The sequence below is a fragment of the Agrobacterium sp. 22-3639C2 genome, assembly GCF_053522105.1.
Genome location: NZ_JBNWDB010000003.1, coordinates 87,394 through 109,929, shown reverse-complemented (window position 1 = coordinate 109,929; position 22,536 = coordinate 87,394). Strand labels below are relative to the sequence as shown.

27 protein-coding genes and 1 riboswitch are annotated in these 22,536 nt (G+C 59.5%); of the genes, 15 read left to right on the top strand and 12 right to left on the bottom strand.

From position 1 onward, the window contains the following. The first annotated feature begins 85 nt into the window (after positions 1-85). Positions 86-955 carry a metallophosphoesterase gene (locus tag ACQZ6D_RS13505; protein ID WP_065702663.1) on the top strand — a complete coding sequence of 290 codons (870 nt, stop codon included), beginning with the start codon at positions 86-88 and terminating at the stop codon, positions 953-955. 111 nt (positions 956-1,066) lie between these two features. On the opposite strand, the gene ACQZ6D_RS13500 is transcribed toward ACQZ6D_RS13505, so the two are convergent. Next, positions 1,067-1,792: a helix-turn-helix transcriptional regulator gene (locus ACQZ6D_RS13500; protein ID WP_065702661.1), complete on the bottom strand. Its 726-nt coding sequence runs from the start codon at positions 1,790-1,792 to the stop codon at positions 1,067-1,069. Positions 1,793-1,925: 133 nt separating this feature from the next. Here ACQZ6D_RS13500 and ACQZ6D_RS13495 point away from each other — a divergent pair, with 133 nt between their 5' ends. From ACQZ6D_RS13495 to ACQZ6D_RS13470, 6 genes are all read left to right on the top strand, one after another. Next, positions 1,926-2,555 (top strand): LysE family translocator, encoded by a 630-nt coding sequence (locus ACQZ6D_RS13495; protein WP_065702659.1) that lies wholly within the window; start codon positions 1,926-1,928, stop codon positions 2,553-2,555. Positions 2,556-2,670: 115 nt separating this feature from the next. Next, complete coding sequence (locus tag ACQZ6D_RS13490; protein ID WP_025592760.1) at positions 2,671-3,105, top strand: c-type cytochrome; 435 nt, start codon at positions 2,671-2,673, stop codon at positions 3,103-3,105. 86 nt (positions 3,106-3,191) lie between these two features. Further along, entirely contained in the window at positions 3,192-4,112 is a 921-nt protein-coding gene (locus ACQZ6D_RS13485) for a c-type cytochrome (RefSeq protein ID WP_003511962.1), read from the top strand. 91 nt (positions 4,113-4,203) lie between these two features. Then, positions 4,204-4,428, top strand: a riboswitch (cobalamin riboswitch). Positions 4,429-4,595: 167 nt separating this feature from the next. After that, positions 4,596-4,778 (top strand): CbtB domain-containing protein, encoded by a 183-nt coding sequence (locus tag ACQZ6D_RS13480; RefSeq protein WP_003494386.1) that lies wholly within the window; start codon positions 4,596-4,598, stop codon positions 4,776-4,778. A gap of 10 nt (positions 4,779-4,788) precedes the next feature. Then, positions 4,789-5,505: a CbtA family protein gene (locus ACQZ6D_RS13475; RefSeq protein ID WP_065702657.1), complete on the top strand. Its 717-nt coding sequence runs from the start codon at positions 4,789-4,791 to the stop codon at positions 5,503-5,505. Between the two features lie 4 nt (positions 5,506-5,509). Beyond that, positions 5,510-5,824: a hypothetical protein gene (locus ACQZ6D_RS13470; RefSeq protein WP_065702655.1), complete on the top strand. Its 315-nt coding sequence runs from the start codon at positions 5,510-5,512 to the stop codon at positions 5,822-5,824. A gap of 105 nt (positions 5,825-5,929) precedes the next feature. Here the strand turns inward: ACQZ6D_RS13470 and ACQZ6D_RS13465 are convergent, their stop codons facing one another. The 4 genes from ACQZ6D_RS13465 to ACQZ6D_RS13450 all read right to left on the bottom strand — a co-directional run bounded on the left by ACQZ6D_RS13465 (position 5,930) and on the right by ACQZ6D_RS13450 (position 8,075). After that, positions 5,930-6,496 (bottom strand): type 1 glutamine amidotransferase family protein, encoded by a 567-nt coding sequence (locus ACQZ6D_RS13465; protein ID WP_065702653.1) that lies wholly within the window; start codon positions 6,494-6,496, stop codon positions 5,930-5,932. 21 nt (positions 6,497-6,517) lie between these two features. Beyond that, a complete protein-coding gene (locus ACQZ6D_RS13460; protein ID WP_003511975.1) occupies positions 6,518-7,006 on the bottom strand; it encodes a GNAT family N-acetyltransferase in 489 nt (162 codons plus the stop codon). A gap of 205 nt (positions 7,007-7,211) precedes the next feature. Continuing rightward, the gene (locus ACQZ6D_RS13455) at positions 7,212-7,625 is read right to left on the bottom strand and encodes a MerR family transcriptional regulator (RefSeq protein ID WP_065702652.1); all 414 of its coding nucleotides are present in this window, start codon (positions 7,623-7,625) and stop codon (positions 7,212-7,214) included. A gap of 96 nt (positions 7,626-7,721) precedes the next feature. After that, positions 7,722-8,075 (bottom strand): hypothetical protein, encoded by a 354-nt coding sequence (locus ACQZ6D_RS13450; protein ID WP_003511979.1) that lies wholly within the window; start codon positions 8,073-8,075, stop codon positions 7,722-7,724. Between the two features lie 127 nt (positions 8,076-8,202). Between ACQZ6D_RS13450 and dmeR the strand changes: the two genes are divergently transcribed. Both dmeR and dmeF read left to right on the top strand, forming a co-directional pair. Then, positions 8,203-8,475: a Ni(II)/Co(II)-sensing transcriptional repressor DmeR gene (gene dmeR / locus ACQZ6D_RS13445; protein WP_003494395.1), complete on the top strand. Its 273-nt coding sequence runs from the start codon at positions 8,203-8,205 to the stop codon at positions 8,473-8,475. 81 nt (positions 8,476-8,556) lie between these two features. After that, positions 8,557-9,573 (top strand): CDF family Co(II)/Ni(II) efflux transporter DmeF, encoded by a 1,017-nt coding sequence (gene dmeF, locus ACQZ6D_RS13440; protein WP_065702650.1) that lies wholly within the window; start codon positions 8,557-8,559, stop codon positions 9,571-9,573. A 10-nt stretch (positions 9,574-9,583) separates the two neighbouring features. Here dmeF and ACQZ6D_RS13435 read toward each other — a convergent pair whose 3' ends face one another. From ACQZ6D_RS13435 to ACQZ6D_RS13415, 5 genes are all read right to left on the bottom strand, one after another. Next, positions 9,584-9,865, bottom strand: a complete 282-nt coding sequence (locus ACQZ6D_RS13435) for a hypothetical protein (protein WP_038490269.1) — start codon at positions 9,863-9,865, stop codon at positions 9,584-9,586. 365 nt (positions 9,866-10,230) lie between these two features. Continuing rightward, complete coding sequence (locus tag ACQZ6D_RS13430; protein WP_448729775.1) at positions 10,231-11,337, bottom strand: quaternary amine ABC transporter ATP-binding protein; 1,107 nt, start codon at positions 11,335-11,337, stop codon at positions 10,231-10,233. Next, on the bottom strand, positions 11,330-12,238 hold the full coding sequence (locus ACQZ6D_RS13425) for an ABC transporter permease (protein ID WP_448729774.1): 909 nt from the start codon (positions 12,236-12,238) through the stop codon (positions 11,330-11,332). The genes ACQZ6D_RS13430 and ACQZ6D_RS13425 overlap by 8 nt, the downstream gene beginning before the upstream one ends. 239 nt (positions 12,239-12,477) lie before the next feature. After that, a complete protein-coding gene (locus ACQZ6D_RS13420; RefSeq protein ID WP_019564115.1) occupies positions 12,478-13,488 on the bottom strand; it encodes an ABC transporter substrate-binding protein in 1,011 nt (336 codons plus the stop codon). Between the two features lie 495 nt (positions 13,489-13,983). Next, positions 13,984-16,083 (bottom strand): S9 family peptidase, encoded by a 2,100-nt coding sequence (locus tag ACQZ6D_RS13415; RefSeq protein ID WP_065702805.1) that lies wholly within the window; start codon positions 16,081-16,083, stop codon positions 13,984-13,986. Positions 16,084-16,306: 223 nt separating this feature from the next. On the opposite strand from ACQZ6D_RS13415, the gene ACQZ6D_RS13410 reads away from it, so the two are divergent. The 4 genes from ACQZ6D_RS13410 (at position 16,307) to ACQZ6D_RS13395 (ending at position 19,693) form a co-directional block, all read left to right on the top strand. Beyond that, complete coding sequence (locus ACQZ6D_RS13410; RefSeq protein ID WP_003511997.1) at positions 16,307-16,708, top strand: DUF930 domain-containing protein; 402 nt, start codon at positions 16,307-16,309, stop codon at positions 16,706-16,708. 105 nt (positions 16,709-16,813) lie between these two features. After that, complete coding sequence (locus ACQZ6D_RS13405; protein ID WP_174047402.1) at positions 16,814-17,722, top strand: dihydrodipicolinate synthase family protein; 909 nt, start codon at positions 16,814-16,816, stop codon at positions 17,720-17,722. Between the two features lie 52 nt (positions 17,723-17,774). Then, positions 17,775-18,500 carry a polysaccharide deacetylase family protein gene (locus tag ACQZ6D_RS13400; RefSeq protein ID WP_013635693.1) on the top strand — a complete coding sequence of 242 codons (726 nt, stop codon included), beginning with the start codon at positions 17,775-17,777 and terminating at the stop codon, positions 18,498-18,500. 116 nt (positions 18,501-18,616) lie between these two features. Beyond that, positions 18,617-19,693, top strand: coding sequence for a bifunctional transcriptional activator/DNA repair enzyme AdaA (locus ACQZ6D_RS13395; RefSeq protein ID WP_003512000.1), 1,077 nt, complete (start codon positions 18,617-18,619; stop codon positions 19,691-19,693). Positions 19,694-19,700: 7 nt separating this feature from the next. On the opposite strand, the gene ACQZ6D_RS13390 is transcribed toward ACQZ6D_RS13395, so the two are convergent. After that, positions 19,701-20,885 (bottom strand): AI-2E family transporter, encoded by a 1,185-nt coding sequence (locus ACQZ6D_RS13390; RefSeq protein ID WP_013635695.1) that lies wholly within the window; start codon positions 20,883-20,885, stop codon positions 19,701-19,703. A gap of 83 nt (positions 20,886-20,968) precedes the next feature. After that, complete coding sequence (locus ACQZ6D_RS13385) at positions 20,969-21,829, bottom strand: VOC family protein (protein WP_065702645.1); 861 nt, start codon at positions 21,827-21,829, stop codon at positions 20,969-20,971. Between ACQZ6D_RS13385 and ACQZ6D_RS13380 the strand changes: the two genes are divergently transcribed. Together ACQZ6D_RS13380 and ACQZ6D_RS13375 are read left to right on the top strand one after the other, a co-directional pair. Continuing rightward, complete coding sequence (locus ACQZ6D_RS13380; RefSeq protein WP_141680483.1) at positions 21,812-22,060, top strand: hypothetical protein; 249 nt, start codon at positions 21,812-21,814, stop codon at positions 22,058-22,060. The genes ACQZ6D_RS13385 and ACQZ6D_RS13380 overlap by 18 nt on opposite strands. Before the next feature lie 41 nt (positions 22,061-22,101). Then, the gene (locus ACQZ6D_RS13375) at positions 22,102-22,512 is read left to right on the top strand and encodes a universal stress protein (protein WP_065702644.1); all 411 of its coding nucleotides are present in this window, start codon (positions 22,102-22,104) and stop codon (positions 22,510-22,512) included. Positions 22,513-22,536: the final 24 nt, after the last annotated feature.

Below are 22,536 nucleotides of genomic sequence, written 5' to 3'. Positions count from 1 at the left end.
GTGTTCTGCTTTTGAGGTCGACAATCCAGCGTGTCGCTTCCATTTGTCACAAGCCTGTCATCCGCCCGGTTTATCGCGGCGCATCATGACTGAAAAAACCACACCGCTCTTCTCATTCGGCATTGTTGCCGATCCCCAATATGCCGATGCCGAACCCCGCCCGGATATGGGCCGGTATTATGCCGAAAGCCCGAAAAAGCTTGGCGAAGCGATCGACGCCTTCAATCGCGAGGAACTGGCCTTCGTGGTAACGCTGGGCGATATCATCGATCGCGGTTTTGAAAATTTCGATGCGATCCTTGGCGTCTACGAGCAGCTTCGCCACCCTTCGGTGATGCTGCCGGGAAATCACGATTTCGCCGTTGCCGCCGAACACCTCTCCGCCATCCATGCCCGCCTCGGCATGGCGTCGCCATGGCACGATTTCACTATCGGTGAGATACGTTTCGTGGTGCTTGACGGCAGCGAGGTCAGCTTGTTTGCCCCGCCGCCGGGCGATCCGCGCCGCACGCTGGCGCAAGAGCGTCTGAAGCGCCTGAAAGAGGTGGGTGCGATCAATGCGCAGGACTGGAATGCGTCGCTCAGCGACGAACAGTTCGAATGGCTGCGGACCGTTCTGCAAAAGGCGGATGCGGCGGGTGAAAAAGTGGTCATTCTCTGCCACTATCCGGTCTATCCGAACAACGCCCATAATATGTGGGACGCGCCCCGCATCGTTGATCTTCTGGATGTACACCCTTCGGTCGTCGCATGGTTCAGCGGCCATAATCATGAGGGCAATTACGGGGTGCAGGGCAACACTCACTTCGTCAACTTCAAGGGCATGGTGGATACGCCCGACCAGAACACCTTCGCCATTGCCGATGTGTTTGCCGACCGAATCGTCATCCGCGGTTTCGGGCGGGAGGACGATAGGGTGCTGGAGCACTTGCAGCATAACGCTGCCTTGCTTTGAAGTCAGCACCACCCTCTCAACCGTCATTCCTGTCCCTGTCACAGGAATGACGGTTGAGACGGGGGCCCCGACACACAACGAAGGTTGAAAGACGCGCTAAATCAGTTGCTTTTACGCGCCGGCTTGATTCGTCGTTCGTTCCGAAGTCCCAAGCTGATTGCTCTGCCAGCCGCTCATCCACAATTGCCGCAACCTTTCGCCTTCCATCTTGAAAAAGCTGCCGGTTGTCTTGCAGGTCAGAACGCGGTCGGAGCGGAAATTGCGGATCGCTTGCCTTAGCTCGCACCAGGCGACGATGTTGGTCGTCTCCGAATAATAGATCATGGCGATGGGCCGGATCTGTCGCCGGGTCTCGGTGCCGGTTTCATCGCCATAGGTTATGTCCAACCGCTCCTCGTCGCGCACCGCCCGCCTGACCATGGCAAGATCGACGCCGGCGGGTGAGGGCGCGATGCTGCCCCAGGCGTGCAGGGCATTGGCCGACAGGGTTTTCGACAGGGGTTCGGGCAGGGATGCGGCAATCTTGTCGCTGACCTTTTTGGCCGCCTGCCGCAATTCAGTATCGCCCGTGCGCGCGACCATGGCGAGCGCAAGCACGATCGCCTCCGTCTCCTCGATGGAAAACATCAGCGGCGGCAGGTTGAAGCCGGGACGCAGGATGTAACCGACGCCGCGTTCGCCTTCGATCGGCACGCGCATGGTCTGAAGGGCCGAAATATCGCGATAGACCGAGCGCACCGTGACTTCCAGTGCCTCGGCAATGGTCTGCGCGGTGATCGGCCTGCGCGCCACCCGCAGGATCTGGATGATCTCGAACAGTCTCGATGCCTTGCGCATTGCCGTTTTTCCCGGTGGTTTCTCAACGCAACTGACACAACGCTGTCAGTTGGCTTTTCCTATAAGCAGCAAAACACATTGAGAAACATGAGTTTTCCCGAATGTGTCGAAAACTGTTTTGGGAGATACTGACATGAGTTACGCCGAAAATCGCTGGCTTTTCTTTCTGGTCCTGTTCGGCATCATCATCCTGCCGGGCATGGATATGCTGTTCGTGCTGGCAAGTGCGTTGACGGGTGGCAAAAGAACCGGGCTTTCCGCCGCAAGCGGCATGAGCGCCGGCGGCATGGTGCATTCACTTTACGGTGCGTTGGGCGTCGGCATGCTTGCCGCCTGGATGCCGTCGCTGTTCCTGCCGCTGCTGGTCGCCGGCGCCGCTTACATGGTCTGGATCGGCGTCGGCCTGATGCGCAGCGCCATCACCGTCAATGGCGATGAGGCGCAGGCGAGCGCCTCTGTCAGAAAGGCGTTCTGGCGGGCCGTTCTCACCTGCCTTTCCAATCCGAAAGCCTATCTCTTCATGATGGCGATCTATCCGCAATTCCTCAAACCCGACTATGGTCCAATCTGGATGCAGGGTCTGGTAATGGGCGCGATGGTGGCCATCACGCAGTTCACGGTCTATGGCGCTCTGGCGCTGACGGCGGATAAAAGCCGGGCATGGCTCGTTTCCTCGCCTGCCGCGACGATTTTCATCGGCCGCGCCGCCGGTTTCATGCTGATTGCCGCAGCCCTGGTTACGCTTTGGGAAGCACTCTCCTAGACTTCTGTTTTCTTGGGGAAATTCACTGCAATGTGACTTCTTTTCGCCATGCGGAAAGGGCATCCTCGCGCCGTTATCGCGCGTTCGGCATCTGCCGGAATCAAGGAGAGAGTGTATGAAACTGAAAACCATCGCGGCGGCCATGCTTTTCGGCTGTCTTTGCGCCGGAGCGGTCTACGCTGCCGGCGAAGTCGAAAAACGTGAAGGCATGATGAAGCAGATCGGCGGCTCCATGGGGGCGCTTGCTGCCATCTCCAAGGGCCAGAAGCCTTATGACGCCGAAGCCGTAAAGGCTGCCGTGACGACCATCAGCACCAACGCCAAGGCTTTCCCCGACCAGTTTCCCCCGGGCAGCGAGACCGGCAGTGCTGCGGCACCCGCGATCTGGGAAAATTTCGATGACTTCAAGTCCAAGGCCGCCAAGCTCGGTGCCGATGCGGACAAGGTCCTCGCCAGCCTTCCCGCCGATCAGGCAGGCGTCACCGCCGCCATGCAGACCCTCGGTGCCGATTGTGGTGCGTGCCACCAGACCTACCGTCTGAAGAAGTGATCCTATTAAGAACGCCGCTTCCCGGCGGCGTTTTTTTCAGCGGGAATGATGCCTGATCTCATCAGGTGATAATGGGGAGAGGGGTCATGGCCTCCATTTGGACGAAGCTCGCGGGCGGGATCGCGGTGGCGGCCATTGCCGGTTTCGGCATTTTCGCCTGGGTCACCGCGCCTGTGCGTCAGGCACCCAGCCACTGGGTGAGCCTTGGCGAGCCGGACCTTGCCAATGGCGAAACGCTGTTCTGGGCGGGCGGCTGCGCAAGTTGCCATGCGGCACCAGATGCCAAGGGCGATGCGCTTTTGACGCTTTCGGGCGGGCAAGCGTTGAAAAGCCCCTTCGGCACCTTCCATGTGCCCAATATTTCCTCCGATCCGCAGCATGGCATTGGCGGCTGGACGCTTTCGGAATTCGGCGATGCGATGACGCGCGGCGTCGGCAAGAACGGCGAACATCTCTATCCGTCCTTCCCTTACGCCTCCTATGCCCGCATGACGCAGAAGGACATCAACGACCTCTTCGGTTATTTGCGGGTTCTGCCCGCCAGCCAGAATGACGCGCCGGATCATGAACTGCCGTTCCCCTTCAACATGCGCATGGCATTGGGCGGCTGGAAATTCCTCTATTTCGATACATCCGCGCCACCCCGCGTCGAGCTTGCCGATGCCAATGCCGAATTGCTGCGCGGCCAATATCTGGTGGAAGGCCCGGGCCATTGCGGCGAATGTCACACGCCGCGCAATGCGCTTGGCGGTTTTCTCGATGGCAAATGGCTGGCCGGTGGTCCAAATCCCGAAGGCGAGGGCCGGATTCCCGATATCACCCCCGGCTCGCAGAGCGTCGGAAGCTGGGAGGCGGCCGATATTGCCAACTATCTGGAAACCGGCTTCACCCCGGAATTCGACAGCGTCGGCGGCTCCATGGTCAAGGTGCAGCAGAATATGGCGCATCTGACGGCCGAAGACCGCAATGCGATCGCCGCCTATCTGAAGGCCATCCCGGCACGGTAGCCCTTTGCCGTCATGCCGGACTTGATCCGGCATCCAGCCGCGGCGCGCAATTCTCACGCCGGCCTGCCATTGACTCCCACCCACACCCATCGGATAACGATCCTGTGATGGTTCCTTCCGGGCGTTCCGGAAGGTGAAAAGGGAACACGATAGGGAGACATCCTCATTCGTGGCTGCCCCCGCAACTGTGAGCGGAGAGCCTGAAACGAAATGCCACTGGTAAGCATCTCGCCGGATATGGACGAGGGCAATGCCGGGAAGGTGTTTCAGGTTTTGACCCGTAAGCCAGGAGACCTGCCATCACGGAAATGTCCATGCCGGCGGGGTGTCCGGAAGAGCGGAATTTCAGGGTGGTGGTGCTTGAACGTGCCGCCCTGTGTCAGTCTCGTATCCCCGTGGTGAAGTGTATCGCATGCGGCTGCACGGCGTTTTGCCGTTCCGCCGCGTCTAAAGGCGCGGGGTCGCGCCGTAAGAGGGGTCACCATGTCCATCAACCAGAATACGGCAAATGCCGCCGTTTCGGCAAAAACGGGCAGCTTCGCGCAATCGCTGACGGCGATCGTGCTTGGTCTGTTCGTCGTCGGTTTTGTCGGCTTTTCGCATGTGGAAGCCGTTCACAACGCCGCGCATGACACACGTCATGCCAATGCTTTCCCTTGCCATTGAGGGGGAAAGCATGTCGTTCTTTCGCAATATCGTTTTTACCGCCGTCCTCGTCGGCATCGTTGGCGGCTTCGCCGTTTCGGCCATGCAGGCTTTCGGCACCACGCCGCTGATCCTGAAGGCGGAAACCTATGAAAATGCCGGTGGCGAAGCGCCCCACAGCCATGATGCTCCGGCCACGACCGGCGCTGCCGTTCCCGCGCACGAACATAATGAGGAAGCCTGGTCTCCGGCCGACGGCTTCGAGCGCACCGCCTATACGGTCGCCGCCAACGTGCTGACCGCCATCGGTTATGCGCTGGTGCTGACCGGCCTCATCTCGCTGCGTGGCACCGATGCCGGCTGGCGCGAAGGCCTTTTGTGGGGTGTGGCCGGTTTTGCCGCCGTCATGCTTGCGCCGATGATCGGCCTGCCGCCGGAACTGCCGGGCAGCCCGGCGGCCGCGCTTGAGGCGCGTCAAATCTGGTGGCTTTCGACGGTTGCCGCGACCGCAGGCGGCATTGCGCTGATCGCATTCCGGCGCGAACCCTGGGCAATCGTGCTCGCACTGGTGTTGATCGTTGCTCCACATGTGGTGGGCGCGCCCCTGCCGCCGGAAGGTGAACATGCGCTGGCACCGCTGCCGCTGGAACGACAGTTCATCGTCGCCGCCACCGTGACCAGCTTTGTCTTCTGGGCCTTGCTCGGAACATTGAGCGCGTTTTTCCTGAAGCGCTTCCAGCAGGCTTAAATCCATGCAGGACGCAGCCGAATGGAGTGAGGAACTCGACGCGCTGCGTTTTGCCGTTCCCGGTCACGGCGCTTTCTGCGCCGTGCATCGCCTTGCTTTCAAGGCAGTCCTTGGCGTCAGCCCGGAACGGGAAGCGGCGCTCGCCTATTTTCATGAGAATGAGGCTGCCTTTACGGTCGCAGCCCTTGCCAAGATAAAACGCTCGGCTTTGCCGGCCGGTCGCAGTCTGCATCTCAACAGCCGCGATATCCGCCGTGCGATTGCGGGGGAGGGCGGGGATGTCGCGCCCCGTGTCTGCCGGGTGCTTGATCAGGGGTGATTTGTGATGGTCTCGCGGCTTAACTTCCCCACCACCCTCATTCCTGTGACAAGCACAGGAATGAGGGTGGGAGGATCCGCAAAACTCTCGATGCCAAGGTGAGCCTCACCGGTGCTCCGCCGCAAAAACCTGAAGTTCCGCCTCGGCTTCCGGACCAAAGAGGCCGAGGTGTTTCAGAATTTCCACTGCGAAACTGACGGGTGCACTGCCGGCTGCGGTTACGATGCCGCCATCGCTGACCGCCTTCGGCTGGTCGCGATAGAGCGCTTCGCCGCGATAGGACGGATAGGCCTTGTGAGAGGCGAGCGAATTGCCGGTATGGGCGACGTCATCAAGGGCGCCCGTGCCTGCAAGCGCGCTGGCAGCCGCGCAGATGCCGGCAACCAGCCGGCCCTTCTCGCGAAACCGCTGTGCCAGCCCGCCAAGATCGACAGCCGTTCCCTTTTCCCAGCTGAGGCCGCCGGGAATGACGAGCGCATCGATGTTAGCAGGATCAAGCGCGTCATAGGATGTGTCGGGCGTAACGTTGAGCCCGCCCATTGAAACCACGGGCCGGCCGTCCGGGGTTGCGTAAACGATCTCGACGCCGAGATAGCCGCGCGCGGCGGCGGCAAGCAGCGCCGGTTCCCAGTCCGCAAAATCCTGCGCAAGCGCAATGGCAATCCGTGTCATGACCGTCTCCGAAGGTTGCAATCAGGCGATAGACTGCATGTAGCGCATGCCGGTGACCGGGCGCGGCGCGAAATCCATGCTTTCGTAGAAACGATGCGCGGCGACATTGCCGGTCGTGGCGCTGACGGAAAGATAGTCGCAACCGAGGCGCTTGGCGATATCGCGGGCGCGGGAAACCAGGTGCTGGCCGGTGCCATGGCCGCGGTGACCGTCACGCACGAAAAGATGGTGCAGCTCAAGCCCGCGGCGGCCTTCCTGCGCCCTGTAGAGCGGCAGCATCAGGGCGTAACCGATCAATGCGCCGTCGGCTTCCGCAACCAGCCCATGCACCCAGGGAAGCGGGCCGAACAGGTCGCGTTCCAGTTTCGCCGGCGTAATCGCCGCCGCATCGCCATGAAAGGTGGCAAGCAGGGTGATCATCTCATTGAGCTCAGGCAAATCGGTCTTGCGTGCGCCACGAATGATGACGACGGGCGGTCTTTCCAATGTAAGGGAACTATCTTCGGTCATTTTTCTGGTCCTTCGGTTTTATCGGTGCCGTCAGGACGCTTGAAAAACAACAAAGCCGCCTGACGGCGGCTTGTTGACAAAATGATCTGTCGAGCCGCCCTTTACAGGTAGGCCCAAAAGTACGAGCAGGAGATGGGTGCGCGTTCGTTGATCATGTCCATGCAATGCGCTCGAATCTGAAATCTGTCAAGCCTGCTCTTCAGCCTCAATGCTCGCCGTCGCACATGCCATGGTCGGAAAGTGCGCGGATGACGTAACAATCCTCGATCGAATGACCATGGCAATGGGAGACGATACGTTCGAGCTCATGCTCGAGCTTTTTGAGGCTGGTGATTTTTTCGCGCACATGGGCGAGGTGTTCGGCGGCAATGCGGTCCGCACCCTCGCACGGCATTTGCCGGTGCTGGCTGAGCGCGATCAATTCTCTGATGGCGTCGATATTGAGCCCGATATCGCGGGCATGGCGGATGAAAGCCAGCCTTTCGAGATCGGATTTTTCGTAACGGCGCTGGTTGCCTTCCGAGCGGTCTGCCTCGCGGATGAGGCCCATCTGCTCATAATAGCGGATCGTCGGAACCTTCACGCCGGTACGTTTGGACAATTCACCGATGGACAGCATTGCCTTCTCCATATTCTCAAGAGCAGCCGGGACAAGAACGAACCGGATGCTCTAGTCTCTAGAGATATAGCTTTTCAGCCTGCCGTTCAATGGGTGTCAGGCGGCGGCATCCACGCCGAGTGCCTGCGCCAGGGCTTTGAGAACTTCTGTCTCGATGCTGGAGGCGGCGTCAGGCTGCGCTGATGCGGCGATATCTACCGCCGGTTCGGTTCTGGCCTGTGCGCCGCTGTCTAGGTTCCAAAGTGCTGCGGCAAGTCCGGCGGAAACGCTGGCGGCGGCAGGTGCGGCGGAAACGGCAACGCTCTCGGCGCTGGAAATCGCGCGGTGTGCCGCCCGTGTCAGTTCCAGCAAGGCCTCGGTGGTTGCATTTGTTTCCCTGGTCTTTGTCGGCTCAAGGGTCCGGACCGGAGTTGCGTAATAGCTGCTGGTTGTTGCTGCGATAGTCGTCATGACTGAGTCCCCTAAGTTTCATGGGGTATTTTTAGGGGTCGAAACATTCGCGAAGATTGCGTCGCGCAGGGCTTGAACCAAAAAACATCGCAATATAGTATACCCCCCTATAGTATATGAGGTACTCATGTCCCATACGATCCGCAACAAGGAGAAGCTTCTCGCTCGCATCCGTCGCCTCAAGGGGCAGATGGAGGCGGTGGAGCGTGCCTTGGACGATTCCAAGCCCTGCGGCGAGGTGCTGCAATTGCTGGCCTCGGTGCGCGGTGCGCTTTCCGGCCTGACGGGGGAGGTGATGCAGGAACATCTGCATGAGCACGTCGTGCACGCCGAAAATGAAGACGAGCGGGCGCGTGCGGCGGAAGAGCTGGCCCAGGTGCTGAAGACCTACATCCGCTAACCTCTCTCCCAAAAGTGTCCGCGGCTTTGGGAAAAGACATGCGTGAAACAGAATATTCCAGGATCGAACAGGATTAGCGACATGACGACGATATCCGAATTTCCCGCAGCGTCCGGCCACGACCATGTTTTCCTAGGCCGGAACCATGAGCGCAATGAAAAGCGCGTGTGGATGGTGATTGCGCTGACCACAGTCATGATGGTGGCGGAGATCGTCGCCGGCCACTGGTTCGGTTCCATGGCGCTGACGGCGGATGGCTGGCACATGTCCACCCATGCGGGCGCAATGCTCATCTCGGCGCTGGCCTATCTCTATGCCCGGCGTGAGGCGCGCAATCCGCGCTTCACCTTCGGCACCGGCAAGTTCGGTGATCTCGCCGGTTTTGCCAGCGCCATCGTGCTGGCGGTGGTGGCGCTGCTCATCGCCGTTGAAAGTGCGATGCGGCTTTTCAATCCTGTTCAGATCGACTTCAATCAGGCGATCCTCGTCGCCCTCATCGGTCTTGCCGTCAATCTCGTCAGCGCCGTGCTGTTGAAGGATGATCACGATCACGATCACGGCCATGGCCATGGTCACGCACATGGTTCGCATGCCCATCACGGCCATGGCAGCCACGCCCATCACGATCACGGCTCGCACGCGCATCACGGCGAGCACGGTGCGAAGGGCGGCAGGGACAATAATCTGCGCGCAGCCTATCTGCATGTACTCGCCGATGCGCTGACTTCCGTTCTCGCCATTGTCGCGCTGCTGCTCGGCAAGTGGAACGGCTGGTCCTTTCTCGATCCGTTGATGGGTATTGTCGGCGGTGTGGTGATTGCCCGCTGGTCATGGGGACTCATTCGCTCCACGGCAACGACGCTGGTTGATGCGGTTCCGCTGACGGAGGACTTGCCGCAGGAAATCCGTGAAAGCGTGGAGACGGAAGAAGATCGCATTACCGACCTGCACGTCTGGCAGGTGGGGCCGGGGCATCACGCCGCCATTGTCGCCATCCACTCGCAGGTGCCGAAGGCGCCGGCTTTCTACAAGCAGAAGCTTGCAGCCATACATGAACTCTCACATGTAACGGTGGAGGTCAGCCCGGCAAGGGTCTGATCGGAATCATCTATTCGTATTCGGAATAGGCGCTGCGCACCCATTCGGCCTGCGCTTCTGCCTTGTCTTCGGCGGAGGTCGCAGCCGGCGTGTGGGCCGGCGCGCTGCCATTGCCGACGGCCCACAGCACGTTGGCCAGCGAACGGGAAAGAACGGTGCTGGAAACGGTAGGGTTGCCGGGGCCGCGTTTTACGGCCTGTTCCTCAGGCGCGCTCTGCGCGCTGCCGGGTTTTTCGATGTCGCGGACACGAGCCTGATAATTGTATCCGCCAATATTGCTTTCGATCTGCATGCCAGTGATTCCGCGTTCAAAAGTTAACAAATGGTTAACGGCGGCGGCTTGCCCGAAGCTTGCGCTTGTTGCATTGCAATGTCGTTCCCGGCTTGACACGTGGCAAAGGGGTGCTTCGTTTTTGCATGGTTGGATGGAAAGGCGGGCATTGCCGGCCTTGCCCACACTTCGCGTCGTGCTCGCCATGGCGACCCTGTTGTGCAGCTCAAACTCTGGCGCCAAACACCCCAACTCCCGTCATGCCGGCTCTAGGCCGGTATGACGAAAGAGTTTGGACGCGGCCAGGCAGCTCCGATGTCTTTTGCGCAGCGGGGCTGGGGCTTTTTCGGTCTTCTGAAAGAAAGGCAAATCCTGTTGGTGCCGGATTACGCGGTTTCCTTCTCCACAGGCGCCGCCGGTTCCGGGATTTTTTCCGCTTCCTCCACGACTGCCACCCCGGCCTCCGCCTCCTGAGGTGCCGGCGTGACCATCGCCGCCACCAGCGTGTCGAGGCCGATGGCGCCGACTGGCTTGCCGTCTTCATCCACCACATGGGCGCTGGTTTCGTTCGCCTCCGACATATCGCGGGCGATGGTTTCCAGTGTCGCGTTTTCCGGCACCGACATGCCCTCGGGTTTCGCCGTCAGCGGTTCCATCACGGTGGTCGCCTGAAGCACACGGCTGCGGTTGACGTCGCGCACGAAGTCGGTGACGTAACCATCCGCAGGGGAAAGGATGATGCTCTGGCCGTCGCCCTGCTGCACCACTTCGCCGTCTTTCAGAATGGCAATGTGGTCGCCGAGCCGCAAAGCCTCATCCAGATCGTGAGTGATGAATACCACAGTCTTTTTCAGCTCCTGCTGAAGGTCGAGCAGCATCGTCTGCATATCGACACGGATCAGCGGATCGAGAGCCGAATAGGCCTCGTCCATCAGGAGAATATCGGCATCGTTGGCAAGCGCGCGGGCAAGGCCGACGCGCTGCTGCATGCCGCCGGAAAGCTGGTTCGGATAATAATCCTCATAGCCGGCAAGACCGACACGATCCAGCCAGTAACGGCCTTTCTCTTCGCTGTCCTTGCGTGGCATGCCCTGAATATCGAGGCCGTAGACGCTGTTTTCCAGCACGGTGCGATGCGGCAGGAGGCCGAATTTCTGGAACACCATCGCCGTTTTGTGACGGCGGAATTTCCGCAGCGCCGAAGTGCTCATGCCGCAAATGTCCTCGCCGTCGTAGAGAACCTCACCTGCGGTCGGGTCGATCAGCCGGTTGATGTGGCGGATCAGCGTCGACTTGCCGGAACCGGAAAGTCCCATGACCACGGTGATCTTGCCGCCCGGCATGGTGATGTTGATGTTGTTGAGACCGAGCACATGGTTGTGTTTGTCGTTCAGCTCGACCTTGTCCATGCATGATCGCACCGCTTCGAGGTACTTCTCGGGATGCTTGCCGAAGATCTTGTAAAGATTCCTGATTTCGATGCTTTTAGCCATGGGAGACCTCGCGGTATTTCTGCAGGCGCTTGCCGAAAGCCTGGCTTGCCCGGTCGAACATGATGGCGATGGCGACCAGAGCGAAACCGTTCAGGAAGCCCACCGTGAAAAACTGGTTGTTGATGGCCTGCAGCACATTCTTGCCGAGACCGCCGACGCCGACCATGGAGGCGACGACGACCATGGCGAGTGCCATCATGATGGTCTGGTTGATGCCGGTCATGATGGTGGGTAACGCCAGCGGCAGCTGCACATTGAACAGCTTCTGGCCGTTGGAGGAGCCGAAAGCATTGGCGGCTTCCAGCACTTCCCGGTCTACCAGGCGAATGCCGAGGCTGGTCAGGCGGATGACGGGTGGAATGGCGTAGATCACCACTGCGATCAGGCCCGGTACCTTGCCGATGCCGAAAATCACCACCACGGGGATGAGATAAACGAAGCTTGGCAGGGTCTGCATCACGTCGAGCACGGGATTGATGATACGCTGCAACCGTTCGGAGCGTCCCATCAAAATGCCGAGCGGCAGGCCGATGACGATGGCGATCAGCGTGGCGATGGCGACGATGGAAAGCGTCGTCATGGCGTCGCGCCAGAGGCCGACTGCGCCGATCATGAGCAGGGAGATGGCCGTGCCACCGGTGATCTTGAAGCTGCGCCCGGCCAGATGCACGATCGCCAGAATGACCAGCATGGTGACGATCCACGGGGTCTGGATGAACAGCCGCTCCGAGGAGTTGAGAAAGAGCTGCAGCGGATGCACGATCACATCGATCGCATCGCCGTAATTGCGCACGATATCGCGAAAACCGTCATCGATGGTCTTGCGTGCCACACGCATCGTGCCGTTATCGATGGCCGGAAACTTGCACAGCATATCCGGCAGATAGTTACAGAGGGCCATTATTGTTGTTTTCCCTTTTGGTTTTGGGGGATGGGTGGTCGAGGCTGGAGCGCGGGGCACCCCTCCGTCCTGCCGGACATCTCCCCCACAAGGGGGGAGATCGATCCGAGGCAAAGTCCCGCCCATCAAACAGGTTGCGGATTTGTGAGAAGGGTGAGCCCAGCCGATCTAGATGCCCGGCAGGGCAGAGGGGGTAAAGCCACGGATGGAAACCGAAGCTTCCCACTCTCATCAACCAATCACATCGAAGCCTTGATCTTCTCCGCCACCTCGGGCGAAACCCACTTCGTCCAGATATCCTCGTTGTTCTCGAGGAAATATTCCGCGCCGTCTTCGTTGGTGCCCTGGTTTTCATCCATCCAGGCCAGAACCTTGGCGACGGTCTCGTTGTCCCACTGCCGCTTGCGGATATAGTCGATGGAAGGACCGGCCTTCTCGGCAAAGTCCTTGGTGACAACAGTGAATACCTCTGCCACCGGATAGGCGTTTGGCTTGGGATCGGCGCAATCAGGCTTGGCGATGCAATTGTCGTAGGCCTCGCGGTCGAGTGCCACGCCATCGTCCAGTTTCACCATGTCGTACTTGCCAAGAATGGCCGTCGGGGACCAGTAATAGCCGAGCCAGCCCTGCTTTTTCTCATAGGCATTGGAGATCGAGCCATCGAGGCCCGCGGCGGAGCCGGTATCGATCAGGGCGAAGCCCTTCTCGTCGGCCTTGCGTGCCTTGAACAGGTTGGCGGTCGTTGGCTGGCAGCCCCAGCCCGGCGGGCAGCCAAACACGGCACCCTTGCTGGCGTCTTCCGGCGCGGGGAAAAGCTCGGGATGCTTGAGTGCGTCCTCAACTGTCTTGATATCGGGGTGTTCGTCGGCGAGATATTTGGGAATCCACCAGCCTTCAACGCCACCTTCACTCAGGATTTTGCTTTCCTGGATCAGGTTGCCTTTCTTGACGGCGTCCTCATAGGGGGCGCCAAGGGTATTCACCCACATTTCGGGCGCCATATCCGGCTGGCCCTTTTCATTCATGGAGGTGAATGTGGGAGTGGTGTCGCCGCTGATGACGTTGACCGTGCAATCATAGCCGTTTTCCATGATGAACTTGTCGACGTAAGCCGCAACACCGGCGGATGCCCAGTTCATTTCGGCGATGGTGACGCTGCCACATGTTTCTGCGGCGTTGGCGGAATTTGCTGCACCGGCAGCGATGGTAAAGCCCGTTACGAGAATGGTCGAGGCTAGGAGTTTCTTCATGGGAGACCTCCAAGTCTGATGCAGTGTTTTCAATTGGCAAAGCGGGAGCACTGCAAAGCCCGGATTGCCAAGGGCGAACTGACATGGCGCATGAAAAAGCCGAAAAAATCCGGCGATAAGATTATCCGCAAGACGTGCTGCAGGATTGCCGCGAGAAAGGCGGCGAAAAGGCGCATGAATATGTCAACGGCCCGGATAATACGGCCGAAAAGTGATATTGCAATGCGAAATGGCGCAACGCAGCCATGCGTTCGATTTCCGGAACATTTTTTCCGGTGACGTAATACATGGGAATTATTTGCGTTTGCGGAAGATATATTATGAGTTGCAGCAACTAGAAATAAAAATTCAATGTCGATAAAGATTTTATTTAAATAAAAGATGCGTATGATAATTTGTGGAAAAAATATTCAATAACGAGATTTTTGCAGGTATTTTAGTCCAAAATAAGATCGGGCGACGATTGGATCGCCGCCCGTTTCTGCATTCAGCGTGTCAGACGGTGTCCTTGCCCGCGACCTTCAGTGCGAAGGCATATTCGAAGGCAATTTCTTCCAGCCGCTGGAAACGGCCCGACTTGCCTCCATGGCCAGCCGCCATGTTGGTCTTAAGCAGGATCGGGGCTTCCCCCGTCGTCTTTTCGCGCAGTTTCGCCACCCATTTGGTCGGTTCCCAATAGGTCACGCGCGGGTCGGTGAGGCCGGAAAGCGCAAGCAGCGGCGGATAGGGCTTTTCCCCGACATTGTCATAGGGGCTGTAGGCGGCGATCCACTGATATTCCTCTTCCGATTCCAGCGGATTACCCCACTCCGGCCATTCCGGCGGGGTTAGCGGCAGCGTGTCATCAAGCATGGTCGTCAGCACGTCCACGAAGGGAACCGCAGCGATGATGCCGGCAAATTTTTCCGGGGCCATGTTGGCGACGGCGCCCATCAGCATTCCCCCTGCCGAACCGCCTTCCGCGATGATGCGGTCGTAGGAGGTAAAGCCTTCCTTGACCAGATGATCGGCAGCCGCGATGAAATCCTTAAACGTGTTCTGTTTGTCTTTCATCTTGCCGGTTTCATACCACTCGAAACCCTTGTCCTTGCCGCCGCGAATGTGGGCGATGGCATAGATGAAGCCACGGTCTGCCAAAGACAGCGTTGTGGTGGAGAAGGAAGCGGGAATGGTGATGCCATAGGCGCCGTAGCCATAAAGCAGGCAGGGGGCCGAACCGTCGAGCGCTACATCCTTGCGGTAAAGCAGCGAGACCGGCACCAACTCGCCGTCATGGGCAGGCGCCATGATGCGGCGGGTAATGTAATCGTCGGGATTATGGCCGGAAGGCACTTCCTGCGTTTTCAGCAGCGTGCGGTCGCGCGTCACCATATTGTAGTCGAACAACTGGCTTGGCGTCGTCATCGAGGAGTAGGAGAAGCGGATGACATCGGTGTCGTATTCTGCAGCGCCATGCAGGCCAAGCGAATAGGCTTCCTCGGCAAAGGCGATGGAATGTTCCTCGCCCGTGCGGCGATCGCGGATAACGATGCGCGGCAGGCCGTCGCGGCGCTCCAGCCAGATCAGATGGCGGGCATAGGCATCGACGGAGAGAATGAGGCGACCCGGCTCGTGCGGCACGACCTCCTTCCAGTTTTCCTTGCCCGGCGCGGTCACCGGCGCTTCCATGATGCGGAAATCCTTGGCATCGCCGTCATTGGTGAGGATGTAGAAGACATCGCCGCCTTCGCACATCGAATATTCGATACCTTCCTCGCGCTCCGCAACCACGACAGGCTCGGCCATCAGGTCCTTGGTGGAAAGAATGCGGTACTCGCTGGTCTCATGGTCGTGAATGTCGATGAAGATGAAGTCGTCGAGCACGGACGCGCCAACGCCCATGAAGAAGCCGGGGTCCTTTTCCTCATAGACCAGCCGGTCGGCCGACTGCGGCTCGCCGATGATGTGGTGGAAGACCTTCGAGGGGCGGTGGTTTTCGTCCTGTAGCGTATAGAAGAAGCTCTTGCCGTCAGGCGCCCATGCCCCGCCGCCGCCGGTATTTTCCACGACATCGGCAAGGTCTTCACCGGTTTCGAGATTACGGATGCGCAGCGTGAAATATTCCGAACCCTTGTCGTCATAACCCCAGATGCCGTGACTGTGATCGGAAGACTGGTCGAGGCCGGCAAGACGGAAATAATCCTTGCCTTGCGCTTCCCTGTCGCCATCAAGCAGCACGTGCTTTTCGCCGCCATCACGCGGGGTGCGGAAATAATGCGGTTGCTCGCCGCCGGTCACGAACAGCGTGCCATAGGCATAAGGTCCATCATTGACCGGAACAGAGGAATCATCCTGCTTGATCCGGCCTTTCATCTCCTCGAACAGCTTTTCCTGAAGCGCCTTGGTGTCGCCCATTGCGGCTTCCATATAGGCGTTCTCGGCCTCCAGATGGGCGCGGATGGCAGGGTCGAGCAGGGTAGGGTCCTTGAACATGGCCTGCCAGTTATCGGCCCGGAACCATGCGTAGTCATCGGTGCGGGTAATGCCGTGATGCGTATCCTGGACGGGCCGTTTTTCGGCGGTCGGGGCGGCGGGCAGGTTCTTGAAAATCGGCAAGGGAAACTCGCTTTCGTATGAAAAATGCGTGGGCGGCACCCAAGATGTAGAGTGCCCCTCACCACCGATCAAGTTTCAAATCTCCACAGGTGAAATGAGGCTTGGGCACAATTTCGTCAGTTTTCGATCACATTTTGGCAATATCCGGCAAATCAGCGATGATACGCGCCTGCCACCGGCCTGCCGTGCATCGATAAGAACAAACGAAAACTGACAGGATCCCATGCGAAAGTTTCTTCCCGCTGCTCTTTCTGCGTTTTTCCTTGCCTTGCAGGCATCTACACCCGCTTTCGCAATAGACGCCAACGTCATGCGGCAGCTGAACGTGCTCGCCCCCGAGGAGCGTCTGGAGCAGCGTTGCGACATAGAGGCGATGGAGCGGATCGCGACGGAGCAGAAGGGCATGAAGCCGGATAAGGTCATTGCCTATACCTTCGGTGATCCCGAGGTTGGCAAGAATTCGATCAAGGCGTCGGGTGCAGTCTTCAGAAGCGCCGGTGAATGGTACAAGCTCAAATACAAGTGCCAGCTGAAAAGCGACAGCCTCTCCATCCAGTCCTTCGATTACCGTGTCGGCGACAAGATTCCCGAAGAGCAGTGGAAGAAGTTGTATCTTTATGACTGATCGGAGAATTCTTCGTCCGCGGTCGCCGGTTTAAACCCCGCTTTTCTTGCCGCCCTGCCAATGGGTCTGTAACGCTGTCCTTCGATCGAATTGAGGGGCGAGAACATGGCGAAGCAATTCAAGGGACTTTCGGCTTTTCCGATCACGCCCGCTGACGAGGCCGGGCAGGTGGATAGCCAAGCCTTTTCCGCCCTCGTCGAGCGGCTGGATGCGGCGGAGGTCGATTCCATCGGTATTCTCGGCAGCACCGGAACCTATATGTATCTGTCGCGTGCCGAGAGGCGGCGCGCGGTCGAGGCGGCCCATGCCGTCCTCAAGGGCAGGCGCACATTGATGGCAGGCGTCGGCGCGTTGCGCACCGATGAGGCCGTGGCGCTGGCGAAAGACGCCGAAGCTGCCGGTGCCGATGCGCTGCTTCTGGCGCCCGTTTCCTATACGCCGCTGACTCAGGAAGAGGCCTATCACCATTTCGCCGCCGTCGCCGGCGCAACCGATTTGCCGCTCGCCATCTACAACAACCCGACGACGACGCGATTCTCCTTCAGCGATGAGCTTTTGGTCAGGCTCGCCTATATCCCGAATATCCGTGCCATAAAGATGCCGCTGCCGGCCGATTCCGACTATTCGGGAGAGCTTGCGCGGCTGCGGCCGAAACTGACGGATGATTTCGCCATCGGTTACAGCGGCGACTGGGGATGTGCGGAAGCAACGCTTGCCGGTGGCGATGCCTGGTACAGCGTCGTTGCGGGCTTGCTGCCGGTTCCGGCATTGCGGTTGATGCGCGCCGCTCAGGCCGGGGATGCGGAGGAGACGCGCAGGCTCGATCTGGCCTTCCAGCCGCTCTGGGCGCTCTTCAAGGAATTCGGCAGTATCCGCGTGATCTACGCCGCCGCCAATGCTTTGTCGGTAACGGCATGCGAGCCGCCCCGGCCAATCCTGTCGCTCACCAGCGCGGAGCGCCAGCGGGTGGAAGAGGTGCTGAACGCTCTGTCAACGCTGGAAGCCGCGCCATAATTCGGGCGTTTTGCAGGCGGATTGCCACATCTTACCCTTCGGAAACTGAAAAATGCTGCGTAGCCTGCCCTTTGCCGCTCTCTTCCTGTCGCTCTCCACGGCCGCCTTCGCGGGGACGGGTCTCGTCGAGCCGACGCTGAAAATGACGCCGAGGCATGACGGCAGGGTGCGGGTGGCGATGACTCTGGACGCCTGCATGGGCAAGACCGACCATCGCATTCTCGATACGCTGGTGCAGGAAAAGATACCGGCGACGATCTTTGTCACTGCCCGCTGGCTGAAGCACAATAGCGAAGCACTTGCCGTAATGATGGCGCATCCGGATTTGTTCGAGATCGAAAACCACGGCGAAAACCATGTGCCAGCGGTGGACAAGCCCGTTGCCATCTACGGCATTGCCGCTGCCGGTTCGGAAGCGGCAGTCGAGCAGGAGGTCGAGGGCGGCAGGCAGGCAATTGTCGCCATGACCGGTCTTCAACCGCAATGGTTTCGCGGTGCGACGGCGAAATATACCACCTCGTCCATGGCTACCATCAACAGGCTCGGCATGCGGGTGGCGGGTTATTCCGTCAATGGCGATGGCGGCTCGCTTCTGGGCGCGGCCGCCACGGCAAAGCACATCGCTTCGGCCAAGGACGGCGACGTCATCATCTCCCACATCAATCAGCCTACCCACGAAGCGGGTGAGGGCGTGGTGAGGGGACTTCTGGCGCTGAAGGCGCGCGGCGTGGTGTTCACAAGGCTGGACGACCCGTCGTTTACGCCGCCGGGTAATTGAGCGGGGCGGCTCTCTCCTCATTCCTGTAACAAGCACGGGAGCGAGGGAAATGAGCATCTCACATCCACGCCCGTTTTTCGGCGGCATACCGCGCAAATTTGCGCTAGCATCCTCCCATGCTGTTCAAACGCCCCGACACCGAAACCCTATATTCCGCCCTTGTTAACAAGGACCCCGCCTATGAGGGCGTGGCCTATGTGTGCGTGACCTCGACGAAGATTTTCTGTCGCTTTACCTGTACGGCGCGAAAGCCGAAGATCGAAAACTGCCGGTTTCGCGAAACCATCGCCGAATGTCTGGAAGCTGGCTTCCGCCCCTGCAAGCGCTGCAAGCCGATGCTTTCCTATGGCACGGCGGATGAAACCGTCACCACCCTTCTGACGGCGCTGGAAAGCGAACCGGCGCGGCGCTGGCGTGAGGAGGATGTGGTGGCGATGGGCCATGACCCTTCCACCGTGCGCCGCACCTTCAAACGCCGTTTCGGCATGAGTTTTCTGGAAATCGCAAGGTTGCGGCGGCTGGGAGATGCGGCGACAAGCCTCGCATCAGGAGAAGCCGTGATCGGCGCGCAGATCGATGCCGGATATGAATCCGGCAGCGGTTTCCGCTCGGCCATCAACCAGTTCTTCGGCACCTCTCCCGCCGCCATGAAGGGCAAGGGGTTTCTGAAGGGCGACTGGATCGACACGCCGATCGGTCCGATGCTGGTGGTTGCCGATGATCACGCCCTGCATCTTCTAGAATTTGCTGACCGGCCAGCGCTTCCGGCCGAATTGAAGCGGCTGAAGGCCCGCACAGGCGCGGATATGGTGCTGGGCAGGACGCCGGTCACCGGCCAGATCGCAGCAGAACTCGCGGCCTATTTCGCCGGGCATTCGGCTGACTTCGAAACCCGGCTTGCCGGACACGGCACACCCTTCGAGCGCGATGTCTGGCACGCATTGCGGGAGATACCGGCGGGAGAGATCGTCAGCTATTCTTCGCTTGCGACGTCGATGCAACGGCCATCCGCCGTGCGTGCCGTCGCCCGCGCCAATGGCGCTAACCAGATTGCCATCGTCGTTCCCTGCCACCGGGTGCTGGGCGCAGATGGCAGCCTGACCGGGTATGGCGGTGGGCTGTGGCGCAAGAAATGGCTGATCGAGCACGAGCGGCGCATGGCCGATAAGCTCCGCATCCCTCTCGCCTCCTGACCGGCCATCAGGCCGGCAGGTTTGGAACGATGCGGCGTGAAGGAAACAGCTCGCGCGTTACTGTCATGGCGATCAGCGACAGCGGCAGTGCCAGCATGGCGCCCGCAGCACCCCACATCCACGTCCAGAAGATGATCATCACGAAGACGAGGAAGGGGTTGATCTCCATGTTGCGGCCCACCACTGCCGGAAAGGCCAGGTTTTCCATCAACAGGTGAATGGTGAAGAAGATCGCGGATGGCAGCAACGCCAGCACCATGTTGTCATGCGTGATGATGCCTGCCACCGCCAGCGACACCGTCATGGCGGTGATGCCGAGAAATGGCACGAAGCTGGAGAGAAAGGCGAAGAGCCCCCACAGAAGCGGCATGGCCAGCCCGCCGAAATAGGCGATCGCCACCATCGTCACGCCCAGCGCCGCATAGATCAGCGCTGCCGTGGCAAAATAGGTGCCGAGCACTTCTTCCACCGAAGCGATGATCCGAATGGCCCTCAGCCGCTGGTGCCGGGCCGGAAAGGCCATGATGATCGCCTTGCGCAGCCGCAGGCGGCTGTAGAGGAACATCAAAAGCGCGGCGAGGAAGATCATGCCCTGAACGACGGCGGGGGTGACGTTGGAACCGAGCAGGGAAATGATCTCGCCGCTGCGCGAAATCAGCGACTCCATCGAAATCGACCCCATGCTGAAGGTCGCTGCCGAAATGTTCAGCCATCGAATGCTTTGAAGATAGGGCAGGAAGCGGTCCATACTGCGTTCGATCAGCGCTGGTCCTTCGGAGGCGAGCTGCGACAAAGGGTCTATCAGCGAATTGATCACGAAAAACATCACGGCCGCGACAAGGCCGGAGAGAATGACAGCCACACCGGCTCCGGGAATGCCATAGGAACTGAGCTTTTCCGCCGCGATGCCGAGGATCATGCCCACGACAATCGCCAGCACCACCGGTATGAGGATCAGAGACAATTCATGAATGACCGCCATCATGACGACGAGAAAAATGCCGATCACCGACCATGCAACGGCCACATCGAGCGCTTCTCGGCCGAGCGGTTGCTGGCTGCGCGCGTCGTCACGGTGCGAGCCGGACGCCAGACCCTCGAAAGGGTCGGCTCTCGTCGACGGAGCGTTTGCGGCGCGCCGCCCGATATTGCCCAATATGCCGGTATTTTCCGGCCTGGCATTCTCATTCATCGAACTGTCCCCCAATAAGACATCAAACGTTCGAAAAATGAGGCGGTTCCGGAGCGGCAAAAATTTCTGCCGCCCCGTGGTCTTTACGCGGAAAGCTTCAGGCCTATGCCCCACGGATCTTTGAGAACAATACCGTCGCTCTGCCGTTCCGTAGCTATTTCCAGCCGGTCGAGAGCGGCCATTGCAGTATCGAGCGCCGCACTATCGTTGAACTTCAGCGAGTAGCCCGAAAGGCCGGTCATGTTGTCCTTGCGGGCCGTGGCGCCGCGGCTGTTCCAGATATTGGCGGCCACATGGTGATGATAAGCGCCCGAGCCGAAGAAGCTGGCACCCGGATAACGCGCCATGATCTTCAACCCCAATACATCCTGATAAAACTCATCTGCCTGCGGAATATTGCCGACCTGCAGATGCATGTGGCCGATGGCCGTTCCATCGGCAGCGCCCTCGAACGCCGTTTTCGGCGCACTGTCATACAGCGCCTGTAGGTCGAGGCGGAGCGTGGCCATCTCCACCGTGCCGTCCTGCTGGTAGGTCCATTCCGAGGGCGACCGGTCGCGATAGACCTCGATGCCGTTGCCTTCGGGGTCGGCCAGATAGATTGCTTCACTCACCAGATGGTCGGATGCGCCCTGAAGCTGGATATTGTTGTGCGCGGCATGGGCCAGCCAATGGGCCAGATCCTCGCGGCGCGGCATCAGGAAGGCGGTGTGGAACAGGCCTGCGGCATTGCGCGGCGCGCGTTCAACCGTGCCGGAGGTGGAAAGTGTCAGCAGCGGTTGGCCGTTGACGCCCAGAACCTCGCCGCTCGGGCTTTTTTCGATGACGGAGAGGCCGATGATTTTCTGGTAGAATTCCGAAATGCGCGGCAGATCGTGAACGACAAGATGAGCCTGACCGACATAAGCCGGCCGCGTCAGGGCGAATTGTTTGATTTCACTCATCATAATCTCCATATTGAATCCGGCGTGCTGACGACGCGGATTTGCGCGTCTGCATCAGCCGACGCCGCTTTGCGGCGTTCATTTGTGGTGAATATGGGCGGGTTTTGTCGTTCAGCAAAGATCGCCATCTGGCGATTGACCGTCCACTATTCGTTGACAATGGCCCTGTTGCTGCTCCGACGCAGCTTTGACTTCAATCAAGGCGAAGGGCGCATCGGCAGGGAAATATGAGCCCGACACGTGAACGGCAGATTACGCCAAAGGAGATAGCCATGTACAAGAAAATCATCGTACCGGTAGACCTCAGCGCCATCGACAAGGGAGAGAAGATTCTCGCCAAGGCCAAGGCGCTGCTGGATGCCGATGGCGAGATCGTCCTCATCAATGTGGTTGAGGAACTGCCCGGCTATATGGCGATCGACCTGCCGGTAGACCTCATCGAAAATGCCATCAAGGATGCCAAGACGAAACTTGCGGATATTCAGGCGAAGGCCGGCTTCAAGGGCAAGCACGAAATCAGAAGCGGCGCGCCGGCGCGTGAAATCATTGCCGCTGCCGAAGAGCACAAGGCCGATCTCATCATCATCGCATCGCATATGCCTGACTTTACCAATTATTTCATCGGCGCCACCGCCGACCGCGTGGTGCGCCATGCCAAGTGCTCGGTGCTGATTGACAGGTAAAGTGAGTTGAAATCTTGGGGTTGC

Coding starts and splice junctions, on each gene's coding strand:
- ACQZ6D_RS13430 (WP_448729775.1), bottom strand. CDS start 11,337: ATGGCTAAAAGCATCGAAATCAGGAATCTTTACAAGATCTTCGGCAAG.
- ACQZ6D_RS13470 (WP_065702655.1), top strand. CDS start 5,510: ATGCAGGACGCAGCCGAATGGAGTGAGGAACTCGACGCGCTGCGTTTT.
- ACQZ6D_RS13490 (WP_025592760.1), top strand. CDS start 2,671: ATGAAACTGAAAACCATCGCGGCGGCCATGCTTTTCGGCTGTCTTTGC.
- ACQZ6D_RS13420 (WP_019564115.1), bottom strand. CDS start 13,488: ATGAAGAAACTCCTAGCCTCGACCATTCTCGTAACGGGCTTTACCATC.
- ACQZ6D_RS13390 (WP_013635695.1), bottom strand. CDS start 20,885: ATGAATGAGAATGCCAGGCCGGAAAATACCGGCATATTGGGCAATATC.
- ACQZ6D_RS13455 (WP_065702652.1), bottom strand. CDS start 7,625: ATGCTGTCCATCGGTGAATTGTCCAAACGTACCGGCGTGAAGGTTCCG.
- ACQZ6D_RS13505 (WP_065702663.1), top strand. CDS start 86: ATGACTGAAAAAACCACACCGCTCTTCTCATTCGGCATTGTTGCCGAT.
- ACQZ6D_RS13465 (WP_065702653.1), bottom strand. CDS start 6,496: ATGACACGGATTGCCATTGCGCTTGCGCAGGATTTTGCGGACTGGGAA.
- ACQZ6D_RS13495 (WP_065702659.1), top strand. CDS start 1,926: ATGAGTTACGCCGAAAATCGCTGGCTTTTCTTTCTGGTCCTGTTCGGC.
- ACQZ6D_RS13460 (WP_003511975.1), bottom strand. CDS start 7,006: ATGACCGAAGATAGTTCCCTTACATTGGAAAGACCGCCCGTCGTCATC.
- ACQZ6D_RS13375 (WP_065702644.1), top strand. CDS start 22,102: ATGTACAAGAAAATCATCGTACCGGTAGACCTCAGCGCCATCGACAAG.
- ACQZ6D_RS13500 (WP_065702661.1), bottom strand. CDS start 1,792: ATGCGCAAGGCATCGAGACTGTTCGAGATCATCCAGATCCTGCGGGTG.
- ACQZ6D_RS13410 (WP_003511997.1), top strand. CDS start 16,307: ATGCGAAAGTTTCTTCCCGCTGCTCTTTCTGCGTTTTTCCTTGCCTTG.
- ACQZ6D_RS13485 (WP_003511962.1), top strand. CDS start 3,192: ATGGCCTCCATTTGGACGAAGCTCGCGGGCGGGATCGCGGTGGCGGCC.
- dmeR (WP_003494395.1), top strand. CDS start 8,203: ATGTCCCATACGATCCGCAACAAGGAGAAGCTTCTCGCTCGCATCCGT.
- ACQZ6D_RS13385 (WP_065702645.1), bottom strand. CDS start 21,829: ATGAGTGAAATCAAACAATTCGCCCTGACGCGGCCGGCTTATGTCGGT.
- dmeF (WP_065702650.1), top strand. CDS start 8,557: ATGACGACGATATCCGAATTTCCCGCAGCGTCCGGCCACGACCATGTT.
- ACQZ6D_RS13435 (WP_038490269.1), bottom strand. CDS start 9,865: ATGCAGATCGAAAGCAATATTGGCGGATACAATTATCAGGCTCGTGTC.
- ACQZ6D_RS13400 (WP_013635693.1), top strand. CDS start 17,775: ATGCTGCGTAGCCTGCCCTTTGCCGCTCTCTTCCTGTCGCTCTCCACG.
- ACQZ6D_RS13475 (WP_065702657.1), top strand. CDS start 4,789: ATGTCGTTCTTTCGCAATATCGTTTTTACCGCCGTCCTCGTCGGCATC.
- ACQZ6D_RS13405 (WP_174047402.1), top strand. CDS start 16,814: ATGGCGAAGCAATTCAAGGGACTTTCGGCTTTTCCGATCACGCCCGCT.
- ACQZ6D_RS13395 (WP_003512000.1), top strand. CDS start 18,617: ATGCTGTTCAAACGCCCCGACACCGAAACCCTATATTCCGCCCTTGTT.
- ACQZ6D_RS13450 (WP_003511979.1), bottom strand. CDS start 8,075: ATGACGACTATCGCAGCAACAACCAGCAGCTATTACGCAACTCCGGTC.
- ACQZ6D_RS13480 (WP_003494386.1), top strand. CDS start 4,596: ATGTCCATCAACCAGAATACGGCAAATGCCGCCGTTTCGGCAAAAACG.
- ACQZ6D_RS13425 (WP_448729774.1), bottom strand. CDS start 12,238: ATGGCCCTCTGTAACTATCTGCCGGATATGCTGTGCAAGTTTCCGGCC.